Origin of the sequence: Microbacterium phycohabitans, from assembly GCF_032464935.1 — a bacterium.
Classification (GTDB): Bacteria; Actinomycetota; Actinomycetes; order Actinomycetales; family Microbacteriaceae; genus Microbacterium; species Microbacterium phycohabitans.
Window position 1 is genome coordinate 1 of sequence record NZ_JAWDIT010000001.1, and the last position, 12,416, is coordinate 12,416.

Consider the following 12,416-nt stretch of genomic DNA (forward strand, 5'->3'; position numbering starts at 1 on the left):
GGAGCCGCCCGCGGCGGCGCCCGGCCCGGAGCCGCCCGCCGCGCCGCCGCCCTGGGTGCCGCCGCCGGGGATCGTGCCCGCACCCGGCGCCGCCCCACCCGGTGCTCCACCACCCGGCGCCGCAGCTCCCCCGGCGAACGATCCCGCACCGCCCGTTCCGCGGCCGGCACCCGGCATCCCTCCGCCGAAGCCGCCGCCCGACATCTCCGACACGCCGCCGGCGACCGGATTGATCGAGTTGGGATGCGCGATGGTCACCGCCGACCACACCGCCGGGGTCAGCAGCAGGCCGACCAGCATCACGGCCGTGGCGAGGGTGCCCGAGCCTCTGCGCGCGATCAGCAGCACGATGGCCACCGCGGCCGCGACGGCCTGCGCGATCGAGACGGGGATGCTGTATCCGCCCGAGGCGAGCCCGATCCCCAGGGCCGTGACCGCGGCCGTGCCGACGATCGCCACCTGCGGCCACGTGCGCCCGGCGCGGTGCGCGACCGCCAGAGCCGTCGCCACGACGAGGCCGAGCGGCACGGCCAGCGCCGCGGTGTAGAACTGGTGCATCCCGGCCACCGCCGAGAACATCGCGACGAAAGTGGCCGTCCACACCGTCAGCAGCACGGTGAGCGGCCGCGGGAAGCGCAGCATCCACAGCACCGCGATCGCCACGACCGCGGCGGGGATCAGCCACGCGATCTGCCCGGCGAGCTGCGCGTTGAACAGACGCAGCACCCCCGGATCGCCCGAGAACGGCGGAGTGAACGATTCGTAGGCGCTGCTGTCGCTCGTCGCGGTGAACCGGCCCAAGCCGTTGTAGCCGAACACCATCTCCCACGGATCGTTCGACAGCGTGCTGCCGATGTAGGGGCGGCTGCCGGCGGGGATCAGCGCGACGATCGCCACCCACCACAGCGAGGCCGCGAGACTCACCGCCCCGGCGACCAGCAGATGCCCCACGCGGCGCGCCCACGACTGCCGCGTGAAGAGGTACGCGGCGGCGAGGGCGGGCCACACCGCCCACGCCTCGAGCATGTAGAACTGGAACGACAGCCCCACCAGCGCCCCCGCGGCGACCAGCCACCCGAAGCTGCGCTGCTGGACGGCGCGCACGGCGGCGTAGGCGGTGAGCGAGAGGCCGAGGACGAAGAACGCCTCGGGCTGATTCGACCGGGCCACCGCGACCAGGATCGGGGTGACCGCCACGATCGCGCCCGCGATCAATCCGGCACGCTCGCCCGCGAGCCGTCGCGCGGTGACGGCGGTGAGGAGGGCGGCGCCGACGGCGGCGAGGGAGTTCGGCAGGATCACCGCCCACGCCGAGTAGCCGAAGACGCGCACGAACAGCGCCGGGACCCAGAACGAACCGGGGATCTTGTCGAGCGTGACCGTGCCCGCCGGGTCGACGGCTCCGAAGAAGAAGTTCGACCACGATCTGCTCATCGACAGCGCGATCGAGGCGTAGTACTCGCTCGGCGCCCCCGCCCACACCTGCCACCCCGTCAGCACCAGGGCGAGCAGGCCGATCGCGGAGAGCCCCAGCGTCCACCCACCGGGACGTCGGAGCGCGCGCGCAGACGAGACGGCGGGTGTCGGTGCGGGTGTCAGAACGGCGGTCACCCGCGCAGCGTAGACAGCGCCACCCTCGGTCGACCCTCACGCTTGTTATGCGTGAGCGATGGATGCCGGCATCCCGGGCCCTCCGCCACCGTCGGCCCCGGCCGCGTCGTCACGCGCCGGTGAGACGCCCCGCCTCTGCGGCGGGCCGCCGAGCGGGATCCTCAGGATGCCGAGACGCGCAGCGCGGGCGCAGCGGGCGCCTTCGTCGCCGTGGCCTGGAATCCCACCCGCACGGTCTGTCCGGGGGCGAGGGCGGCTGCCCAGTCGCTTCCGGTGCACGTCACGGTGGTACCGCCGACGGTGCACGACATGCCCCAGGCATTGCTCACCGCCGTCGTGCCCGGGGCCTCGAACGACACCGACCAGCTCTTCACGCTCGCGCCGGCGGTGAGCGCGAGCTCGGCGACGTACCCCTCGCCCCACGCGCTCTGCGGCACCCACGCCGCCGAGAGACGGGGAGCGGACGACGGCGAGGCCGAGGGTTTCGGTGAGGCCGTCGCGCTCGGCTTCGGCGACGCCGTGGGGCTCGCGCTCGGCTTCGGCGACGCCGTGGGGCTCGCGCTCGGCTTCGGCGACGCCGACGGGCTCGCAGTCGGCCTCGGCGACGTCGTGGGCTTCGGCGACGTCGTGGGCTTCGGCGACGTCGTGGGCTTCGGCGACGTCGACGCGCTCGGCTTCGGCGAGGCCGTGGGGCTCGTCGTGGGCCGAGGAGCGGGAACGGTCACAGGCGTGAGGATCGGCTGCAGCGCCGCGAGCTTGGCCTTCTGCAGCGTGCGCCAGTCGTCGGCGACCAGGCCGCCGGTGTCTCCGCTGTTCGGGTTGAACGACCAGTACGCGTAGCTGATCTTCGTCTTGGCGAGATAGGCGACGAGCGTGCTCATCCACGCCTTGTCGCTCGCGGTCTCGAGCTTCGTCCCGAATTCGCCCAGCAGCACGGGCGCGATGTTCTTGCGCACGAGGTAGCCCCAGTTGGCATCCCACACCGCTTCGAGGTTCGCGGGGTAGTTCGGTGCCGAGAACCACGACTGCTGGTGCACGGTCGCCGGATAGTCGTGCGGCGAGTACACCACGCGGTTCTTGACCGACAGGGTCACGGGCGCCGCGCCGGCGTCGCGGAGGCCGCCGCCCCACCACGTGCTCGAGCCGTCGTTCTGACGCTCGACGCCCTCGACGATGATCAGCAGGTTGGGGTTGACCGACAGCACGGCATTGCCCGCGCGGGTGGCGGCCGCTCGCCAGTCGCGCGCGGGGTCGCCGCAGTTCCAGCAGGCCGGTCCGTGCGGTTCGTTGTGCAGGTCGACGCCGATCACCGCAGGTTCGTTCCGGTAGCGCTTCGCGAGCATCTTCCAGTCGTCGATCCACCGTTTCTCGCTGTAGGCGCCGGTATACCAGAGCTCGCTCTGCGCCGCGGAGTCGGGGCGGTGACGGTCGAGGATCACCGACAGGCCGTAGGTCTTCGCCCGGGCGATCACGGTGTCCATGAGCTTCAGCGGGCTGAGGGCGACGAGATCGGCGTTGACGGCGCCGTTGATGGAATTCGACGACGAGGCGGCGAGGCACTCGTTCGAGAAGGGGAGGCGGATCGTGTTGAAGCCCATTCCCGCGATCGCTCGCAGACCCTCGTCGAGCGAGATGGACCACAGCCCGTGCGGCGCGCAATTGGAGGTCTCCATGCCGAACCAGGCGACGGCCTTGATCGTGTACGGAGTGCCGGCGGAGGTGACGATGCTCGCCCCGCGCGTGGAGAGCCAGCCGGGCAGGGCCGTCGCCGCGGTCGCGCTCGGCGCGGAGACGGCGCCGGACACGGCGAGCGCGGCGACGGCGACCGCGGCCGCCGAGCGCAGGACGGTGCGGCGCGCAGACGACCACCGTTCGAGCCACCCCGACATCCGCACCTCCGCGGTCATCGTAGCGGCGCCGCGTGTCGGCGCGCGCACCGGAGGTGCCGCCGTGGGGAGCCGCTGAGGCCATTTACGACGGTTTCCGCGCTGTTTCGCCCTCGTAAATGTCGAGATCATCATTGATTCAGCGGATGATCCGCTGATACCGTCGCCCATCATGAGCCCCACCGCCGACCGCAGCACCGTTCTCGATCGCGTCTCCAAAGCGATCGTCGAACAGTTGCAGGAAGACGGCCGTCGCTCCTACGCCGAGATCGGCAAAGCCGTCGGTCTCAGCGAGACCGCGACGCGCCAGCGGGTGCAGAAGCTCCAGGATGCCGGCATCCTGCAGATCGTCGCGGTCACCGATCCGCTGCAGTTGGGCTTCGCGCGACAGGCCATGATCGGCGTCCGCGTCTCGGGTGACACCCGCGTCGCGGCCGCGCAGATGACCGAACTGCCGGGCGTGACCTACGTGGTCTCGACCGCGGGCTCGTTCGACCTGCTCGTCGAGGTGGTCTGCGAGAGCGACGACGACCTCATCGACCTGCTGAACGACCGCATCCGGTCTCTGCCCGACGTCGTCTCGACCGAGACGTTCGTCTATCTCAAGCTCCACCGTCAGCTCTACAACTGGGGAACGCGATGACCCTCATCGAAACCGATCAGCACGCCGACCTGCAATCCAAGGCCCGCGACCACCTCTGGATGCACTTCTCGCGCCAGTCGACCATGACCGACGGCCCGGGCGTCCCGATCATCGTCAAGGGCGAGGGCCACCACATCTTCGATGCCACCGGGAAGCGCTACATCGACGGCCTCGCGGGGCTCTTCGTGGTCAACGCCGGACACGGGCGGCGCCGCATCGCGCAGGCGGCGGCGAAGCAGGCCGAGGAGCTGGCGTTCTTCCCCCTGTGGTCGTACGCCCACCCCGCGGCGATCGAACTCGCCGACCGGCTCGCCGATCTCGCCCCCGGCGATCTGAATCACGTCTTCTTCTCCACCGGCGGAGGCGAAGCCGTCGAGACGGCGTTCAAGCTGGCCAAGCAGTACTGGAAGACGCAGGGCCAGCCCACCAAGCACAAGGTCATCTCCCGGGCGATCGCCTATCACGGCACCACGCAGGGCGCTCTGGCCATCACGGGGCTGCCCGTCATGAAGCACATGTTCGAGCCGGTCACCCCGGGAGGCTTCCGGGTCCCCAACACGAACTACTACCGCGCCGAGGAGAGCGGATTCGGGGGCGGCACCCCCGAGGAGTTCGGGCTGTGGGCCGCCGACCGCATCGAGCAGATGATCCAGTTCGAGGGCCCCGAGACGGTCGCGGCGGTGTTCCTCGAGCCCGTGCAGAACGCCGGCGGCTGCTTCCCCGCACCCGCGGGATACTTCCAGCGCGTGCGCGAGATCTGCGACAAGTACGACGTGCTGCTCGTCTCCGACGAGGTCATCTGCGCCTTTGGCCGTCTCGGCCACTACTTCGGCGCCTCGGCGTACGACTACCAGCCCGACATGATCACCTTCGCCAAGGGCGTGACCAGCGGCTATTCGCCGTTGGGCGGCACGATCATCAGCGACCGCATCTACGAACCCTTCGCGCACGGCGACGCCACCTTCCCCCACGGCTACACCTTCGGCGGACACCCGGTCTCGGCTGCCGTGGCGCTAGAGAACCTCGACGTGTTCGAGGAGGAGCGGCTGCTCGAGAACGTGCGGACGAACTCCCCCGTGTTCCGATCCACCCTCGAGAGTTTGCTCGACCTGCCGATCGTGGGCGACGTCCGCGGCGACGGCTACTTCTTCGGCATCGAACTCGTCAAGGACAAGGCGACGAAGGAGACCTTCGACGACGACGAGTCGGAGCGGCTGCTGCGCGGCTTCCTGTCGAAGGCGCTTTTCGACGCGGGCCTGTACTGCCGCGCCGACGACCGGGGCGACCCCGTCATCCAGCTCGCCCCGCCCCTGACCATCGGCCCGTCCGAATTCACCGAGATCGAGCAGATCCTGCGCTCGACCCTCACCGAAGCCTGGACCCGCCTCTGATCACGGGGGATGCCGACACCACGAGGGTCGGCATCCCTCCCCGCCCGCCGGTCGCCCCGATCGGTCGACGACCCCCATCCGGCATCACCCCGCCGACCTCCCCGCTCCCCACCCCGAGCGGTGCTCCGATCGCTGTACCCCCGACATCAGCCCACGGACGCGACACCCGATCGCGCACCGCACCCTTTAGGAGGAGCCACGAACGAGAACCTCGCCGCCGACGCGGCCACGTCACGCTCGGGAGCCAAACTCGCCCGCACCCTCGGTCTCTGGTCGATCGTCGGCCTGGGCCTCGGGTATATGACCCCGACCGTCGTGTTCGACACCTTCGGCCTCGTCGCCGACAAGACGAACAACGTCGTCCCCGCGGCCTACGCCGTGGCTCTCGTCGTGCTCGTCTTCACCGCCATCAGCTACGGCAAGATGGTGCGCGTCATCCCGAGCGCCGGCTCGGCGTACACCTACGCGCGCGAGTCGATCCACCCCGGGGTCGGATTCGTCGTGGGGTGGACCGCGCTGATCGACTACATGCTCCTGCCGATGGTCAACGCCCTGATCCTGCGCAGCTACATGGAGGCCCTGTTCCCCGACGTGCCCGGCTGGATCTGGGTGGTCGTCTTCACCGCCGGCGTCACCGGCGTCATCTACCTGACGATGCGCGGCACCTCGAACGTCAACATGGTGCTGCTGGTGTTCTCGATCCTCGTGATGACGGTCTTCGTCGTCATGGTCGTCGTGCAGCTGGTCGGCGGCGCGGGAGCCGGCACCGCCGTGTCGCTGGCCCCCTTCGCCCACAGCGACGTGCAGTTCGGCGCCGTGCTGGCGGGGGCGACGGTCGTGTGCTTCTCGTTCATCGGGTTCGACGCGGTGTCGATGTACTCGGAAGAGGCCAAGACCCCGAAGATCATGCCCCGGGCGATCGTGCTGACCCTCATCGTGGGCGGTCTCATCTTCCTCATCGCCTCGTACGTGACGCAGTTGCGCTTCCCCGACGCCACGGCGTTCCCGCAGGAGGCCATCGAAGACAGCACCCTCCCCGAGATCGGCGTGCAGGTCGGCGGGCCGGTGCTGCAGGCCGTGCTCACCGCCGCGGGCTTCGCGGCGACCCTGGCGTCGTGGCTCGCCTCGCACGCCTCGGTGTCGCGCATGCTCATGGTGATGGGCCGCAACAACGTGCTGCCGCGTCGCATCTTCGGTTTCATCAACCCGAAGACCCACACCCCGACGTTCTCGATCGTCATCGTGGGGCTCGTGAGCCTGTTCGCGATCTCGTTCACCCTCGAGCAGATCGCGGCGTACATCAACTACGGCGCCCTGGTCGCGTTCACCTTCGTCAACATCTCGGTGATCGCGTGGTTCGCGGTGCGCAAGGGGCTCCGCAAGACCCCCGGCGACATCGCGCGCTACATCGTCATGCCCGCGATCGGCATGGTGCTGACGGGCCTGCTGTGGGTCAACCTCGACATGCACGCCCTCGTCGGCGGTCTGATCTGGACCGGCCTCGGCGTCGTCTACCTGGTGATCCTCACGCGCGGCTTCCGTCGCCCGATCGCGTCGTTCGACGAGAACCAACCGGTCACCGGCGTCAACAAGGTGGCCCCGGGCCCGCGCTCGGAGGTCTGACTCCGCACCACCCGATCGCTGCGTTTCGGCCGCGGCATCCGACACCGGATGCCGCGGCCGTCGCGTGAACGCCCCCTCCCGCGTTCCGCACACCGGCGCGGGCCACTCGGGTGCAGTCACAGCGGGCTGATAGCGGAGCCATACGCACCGCCGTTGCGCGCGGAGCACTCTTCTCGTCGTGATCTCTCGCGTCGTCCTCGCGCGCTGGTGGCGCGAACCCTGGTGGGCCCGCCTCTCGCTGACGCTCATCGTCGCCGCGTTCGTCGTGCTGACCTGCTGGAACCTCGCGCGCGGCGGCGACTTCTCGTTCTACGAGGCCTCGGCGCGATCGATGGCGTCGTCGTGGCACGCGATGCTGTTCGGCGCGTTCGACCCCGCGGCCACCGTCACCCTCGACAAGCTCAGCGGGTTCGCGGTCCCCCAGGCGCTCGGCATCCGTCTCTTCGGGATGTCGACCTCGGCGATCGCGCTCCCCCAGGTGATCGAGGGCGTCGTGACGATCCTCGCGTGCGCGCTCATCGGGCTGCGCTTCGGCGGGCGAGGGGTGGGGCTGGTGGCCGCGGCGGCCGCGGCCTCGACGCCGATCTTCGTGTCGATGTTCGCTCATCCGATGGAGGACGGGCTGCTCACGATGGCGCTGGCCGTCGCGGTGGTGTGGTGGCAGCGGGCCGTGCTCACCGACCGGTGGTGGCCGTTGCTGCTGTGCGCGCTGTTCATCGGCGTGGGCTTCCAGGCCAAGATGATGTCGGCCTGGTTCGTGCTACCCGCTCTCGCCGTCGGCACCCTTCTCGCCACGGGCGGTCGTCGCCGCGCGCTGGCGCGAGCGGGTGTGATGACGGGGGCCGCGGTGGTCGCCTCCGTCGCCTGGATCACCGCGATCGCGCTCGTCCCCGCCGGCGCACGCCCCTACATCGACGGCTCCACCGACGACGACGTGTTCGCGATGGTGTTCGGCTATAACGGCCTCGACCGCTTCGCTCCGGGCGCCGTGCCCGGCTCGGTCGGCGCGACGGCGTCGACGGGCGGCTGGGGCGCGACGCTGAGCGCGATCGTGCACGCGCTCGCGCAGCACGGCTCCGCCTCGGGCGGGTCGTCGTCGATCACGAAGCTCCTCGAGCTGCCGCTCGTGACGCAGATCGGCTGGCTCTACCCCGCGGCGATCGCCGGCGTCGTGCTGGGCCTGTGGCGATGGGGGCGGCGCATCGGCGGCTCGCCGGTGTTCCGGCGCTCGCGGACCGCGGACCCCGACGGGCCCGGCGCGGTGGCGGACCCCGGCGGTGCGGCCGGAGCCCGCGCCCGATTCGCCCTCGTCGCCGTCGCGGCGGTCTGGCTCGTCACCTCGGCGGCCGTGCTGTCGTTCACGCGGGTTCCGCACACCGCCTACGTCGCTGCGCTGGGCGTACCGCTCGTGCTGCTGACGGCCGTGGCCTGGGGCGAGGGCGTGCGCCTGCTGCGCTCGGCCTCCCGGGGGCGGCGACTCGTGCTCCCCGGCATCGTCATCGTGCAGGCGGTCTGGTGGGCGGTGCTCGGCTCCGAAGCCCGGCTCCCCGTCGTGCTGCTGATCCCGGCGATCGCGGCGGGAGTCGCCGGAGCGGGGATCGGGATCGTCGCGGCGATCTCGGGCGCGCACCTGCGACGCGTCGCCCCCGCCGCTCTCGCCGTGGCCCTGCTGTGCCTGCCGATCGCCACGAGCCTCCAGGTGCTCGACGACGCACGCGACGGCAGCGGAGGCGACGCGTACGTGGGCGTCACCGCGCAGAAAGGCGATCCGAACGAGGCCTTCGCGATCTCGAGTCCGGCCCCGTGGGGCGGCCGAGCGGGATTGACGCCCGCGCTCTCGCAGCTCGTCGACACCGCGCGCGCCCACGGCGGCGGCAGCGACGGGCGTGCACTGATGGTCACCGACTCCTGGGCGATCTCGGCGCAGATCATCGACGCGACGGGCGACGACGTGCTCACCGACGGCGGCTATTCGGGCCACGTCAGCGTTTTCACGGTGAAGGCGCTCGAGCAGATGGTGCATTCCGGTCGGGCGCGTCTGCTGGCCGTCGCCCAGGGCGCTCCTGAGTCTGATCCCGTCCGCCACGTCGCGACGGAACCCGGATGCCGACAGGTGGGTGCGTGGTCCTTCTCCGCGGCGCACGAAGGGGGCGACGTTCAGAAGGTGTCGGGCGTCACCCTCTACGCCTGCGGCGGCGCGTGAGGCGTGCCGGTGCGCGCCGCGAAGAATCGGCGCGGCCGGCTCCCCCGCGTCATGACGGCGCGGTGAACGCGGCCGTCACCGGATCGCTCGTGACGGCGACACCCGTCGGGAGCGTGCCGCTCGCCCCGACGCTCACGGTGTAGGAGTGCCCGGGCAGCACGTCGAGGAAGTCGGTCGACCGGGTCGCACCCGCCACGTCGACGCGGTAGACGCGCCCTGTCGTGGTGTCGGTCACGGTGATCGCGAACGAGGTGAGGGTGCCGATGTCGTTGACGGTCCACGACAGGGTCTCTCCGCCCGTGGCACGGGTGGCCGTGACGGTGAGCACGCGCGGGACACCGCGGATCGCGGCGAAGATGTTCGCGGTGCCGTCGGGGAGGCCGGTGAGGTTCCCGCTCGCACCGGGTGTCGAGGTGAGAGCGGCCTTGACCTGCGCCGGCTTCCAGGTCGGATGCTCCTGCAGCAGGCGAGCGGCGAGACCGGCGACGTGCGGCGTGGCCATCGAGGTGCCGCTGATGGTGTTCGTCGTCGAGCCGATCCAGGTCGAGGTGATGTCGGAGCCCGGCGCGAAGAGCGTCACGCACGAGCCGACGTTGGAGTACCAGGCGATCTTGCGGGGACGCTCGATCGCTCCGACCGTGATCCCGTTCGGTGCGTGCGCCGGTGAGGATGTGCAGGCGTCGACGGCGTCATTGCCCGCCGCGGAGGTCATCACGTACCCCCGGTCCACGCCCCGCTGGATGTATTTGTCGATGGTCGCGTTCACCGACGTGCTCAGACTCATGGTGACGACCGACTTCGTGCCCGAGTGATTGTTGTAGATCCAGATCAGACCGTAGAGGAAACCCAGACCGGTTCCCTTGCCGTCGCAGCCGAGCACTCGCACGGGAACGAGGCGAGTGGCCTTGGCGACACCGTAGGTCGTGCTCCCGACCGTCCCGGCGACGTGCGTGCCGTGGCCGTTGCAGTCCTCGGTGCCGTTGCCATCGTCGACCTCGGTGTGCCCGTTCACGGCATCCACGCGCCCGCCGAAATCGGGGTGCGTCGACTGGATGCCGCTGTCGACGACGTAGACGGTGGTCCCCGCGCCGGTGGTGTCGGACAGGTAGTGCTGGTCCTGCGACGCGTCGGGGCTGTCGACGGCGTCGAGACCCCACGACGGCGTCGGAGTCTGGTCCGCGGTGGTCGTGACCTCTTGGTTGGGCGTGATGGGGCTGTCGGGGAAGGCCGTGCGCACGGCGTCCACCTGGTCGGCCGGGACGGCGACGAGGGTCGTCCCCTCGATCGACTGCGCACCGATGGCCCCGGCCGCCACCGCGCGGAGGTCGGCGAGGCGGTCGTCGGGGATCTCCACGAGCGAATACGTCAGCTCGATGCGGTGCCGCTCCTCAGGACTCGCTCCCGGCGGCACGGGGAGCTGCTCGGCGAAGGTCGGGGCGTCGGGGGCTGCGGGCGTGGACGGCTGCTCCGCGGGCGCGGCGCTCGGTCGCTCGGGCGCGGGAGTCGGCGGGAGGGGCAGCTGGGCGGCGCCGACGAGACCGAGCACGACCGCGACGGCGGCGAGGGAGGCGAGCAGCCAGCGGCGGCGGGGAGGGATCGACATGGGGTGCATCCGTGGGTCGGGGTCAGCAGGTCGGAACGGGGGCGACGACGGGAACGGCCACGCGCGAGCCGCCCGCCGCGACCGGTACCGGCTGCCCGAACCGCCCGACGTCGAACGCGACGGCGCCGACGTCGGCTTGATGGACGGTGCTCGCCGACAGGAAGAGATCGGCCCCGATGGGCACTGCCCCCGGCGGAACCTGCGCGACGGTGCGGACATGCCCCGCGGCCACGTCGAGGAGGGCGGCCGCGCCAGCGGCGGTGCGCAGCGGCAGGAGCCGTTGACCCGAGAAGTACGGGTTCGGCGTCAATGCGCCCCACGCGTCGATCTGAGAGGCGAGGGCCCCCGTCCCGAGGGGGTTGGCCCCGTCGGCGCTGACCCGGTACAGCGTGCCGTCGGCGATGAAGAGGTCGCCGGCGACGGGGGTCGCGCCCGACGGAGGCCCTCCGGCCTGCCCGAACTCGTGCGCGGTGCGCACCTCGTCGGCCGGAGAGCGGTACAGGCGCGGCGAGCCGTCGACCGCGCGGAACGGCAGCTCGAACTGCCCGGTGGGGCCGCTCCCCTGGTCGTGCTCGACGAGCTGTCCGTAGGCGGCGACCCCGGATGCCACGGCCACGCCGCCGCGGTACAGCGTCGTGCCGGACAGGAAGAGGTCGGCCGCCACCGGCGTGGCACCCGCGGGGGTGCCGACGGCCGGAGTCGACGTGTTGCCGACGGTGTCGAACACCACCGCGGAGCCGTCGACGAGCAGCAGCGGCAGGAGGAAGGAGCCGTTCTTCGCGGGACTCTCGACGAGCGACCCCGCCGCGGCGACCTCGCGCTGCACGACGCCCACCCCGTGGCGGTAGAGCACGTGGTCGCGGAGGAACAGGTCGCCCGCCACCGGGGTGGCTCCCGCGGGCACCTCGGTGGCGGCGACGCTGCCGCGCGGGACGAACAGCACGCGACCGTCGGGCGTCGCCGACAGCGCCGCCGTCGCCGATGCCGCACCGGCCGCCGATGCGGTGATCGTGCCGACCGACCCGCCCGACGGAACATGGATGTCGCCGCACGCCGCCGTTCCGTCGGATCCGGTGACGACCGTCGTCGAGGCGGACCCGCCATCGAAGGCGAAGCCGCCGCTCATCTGGAGGGTCACCGCGACCCCCGGAGCGCCGGAGCCCCGTGCATCGGCTCGCACGGTCGCGCCGATGATGCTCGCGCACGCCGGCGCCTGGTAGGCGGTCGCCGAGAACGACAGCGCAGCGCCCGAGGCGGCGACGGCCGGTACGGTGGCGGCGACCGCCACGACCGGCAGGGCCCACGCCGCCGCCCCGATGAGCGCGCGACGCGAGGGAACCGCCCGCAGACGGGTCGGCGACACGAGCGGGGTCTCACGATGGGCGCTCACGGAGGTCCTTCCGGCACGGGGCACGCTCGGGATCGGCGGCAGACAGGTCACCCGGCACTCTGCCCC

7 protein-coding genes and 1 pseudogene are annotated in these 12,416 nt (G+C 71.4%); 4 read left to right on the plus strand and 4 right to left on the minus strand.

Features of this window, described 5'->3' with window-relative positions:
• Positions 1-1,611: ArnT family glycosyltransferase (locus tag RWH44_RS00005; protein ID WP_316003012.1), on the minus strand; the 1,611-nt coding region annotated here is incomplete at its 3' end.
• Between the two features lie 161 nt (positions 1,612-1,772).
• Complete coding sequence (locus RWH44_RS00010) at positions 1,773-3,500, minus strand: cellulase family glycosylhydrolase (RefSeq protein WP_316003013.1); 1,728 nt, start codon at positions 3,498-3,500, stop codon at positions 1,773-1,775.
• A 169-nt stretch (positions 3,501-3,669) separates the two neighbouring features.
• On the opposite strand from RWH44_RS00010, the gene RWH44_RS00015 reads away from it, so the two are divergent.
• The 4 genes and pseudogenes from RWH44_RS00015 to RWH44_RS00030 all read left to right on the plus strand — a co-directional run bounded on the left by RWH44_RS00015 (position 3,670) and on the right by RWH44_RS00030 (position 9,357).
• Complete coding sequence (locus RWH44_RS00015; protein WP_298875403.1) at positions 3,670-4,140, plus strand: Lrp/AsnC family transcriptional regulator; 471 nt, start codon at positions 3,670-3,672, stop codon at positions 4,138-4,140.
• Positions 4,137-5,531 carry an aspartate aminotransferase family protein gene (locus RWH44_RS00020; RefSeq protein WP_316003014.1) on the plus strand — a complete coding sequence of 465 codons (1,395 nt, stop codon included), beginning with the start codon at positions 4,137-4,139 and terminating at the stop codon, positions 5,529-5,531. Before RWH44_RS00015 ends, RWH44_RS00020 begins: the two co-directional genes overlap by 4 nt.
• Before the next feature lie 267 nt (positions 5,532-5,798).
• Positions 5,799-7,154, plus strand: a pseudogene (locus tag RWH44_RS00025) (APC family permease); the annotation flags it as partial.
• Between the two features lie 178 nt (positions 7,155-7,332).
• Positions 7,333-9,357 (plus strand): glycosyltransferase family 39 protein, encoded by a 2,025-nt coding sequence (locus RWH44_RS00030; RefSeq protein WP_316003015.1) that lies wholly within the window; start codon positions 7,333-7,335, stop codon positions 9,355-9,357.
• Between the two features lie 49 nt (positions 9,358-9,406).
• Here RWH44_RS00030 and RWH44_RS00035 read toward each other — a convergent pair whose 3' ends face one another.
• Both RWH44_RS00035 and RWH44_RS00040 read right to left on the minus strand, forming a co-directional pair.
• On the minus strand, positions 9,407-10,960 hold the full coding sequence (locus RWH44_RS00035) for a S8 family peptidase (RefSeq protein ID WP_316003016.1): 1,554 nt from the start codon (positions 10,958-10,960) through the stop codon (positions 9,407-9,409).
• Positions 10,961-10,982: 22 nt separating this feature from the next.
• On the minus strand, positions 10,983-12,350 hold the full coding sequence (locus RWH44_RS00040; RefSeq protein ID WP_316003017.1) for a hypothetical protein: 1,368 nt from the start codon (positions 12,348-12,350) through the stop codon (positions 10,983-10,985).
• Positions 12,351-12,416 lie beyond the last annotated feature (66 nt).

Coding starts and splice junctions, on each gene's coding strand:
- RWH44_RS00035 (WP_316003016.1), bottom strand. CDS start 10,960: ATGTCGATCCCTCCCCGCCGCCGCTGGCTGCTCGCCTCCCTCGCCGCC.
- RWH44_RS00015 (WP_298875403.1), top strand. CDS start 3,670: ATGAGCCCCACCGCCGACCGCAGCACCGTTCTCGATCGCGTCTCCAAA.
- RWH44_RS00020 (WP_316003014.1), top strand. CDS start 4,137: ATGACCCTCATCGAAACCGATCAGCACGCCGACCTGCAATCCAAGGCC.
- RWH44_RS00010 (WP_316003013.1), bottom strand. CDS start 3,500: ATGTCGGGGTGGCTCGAACGGTGGTCGTCTGCGCGCCGCACCGTCCTG.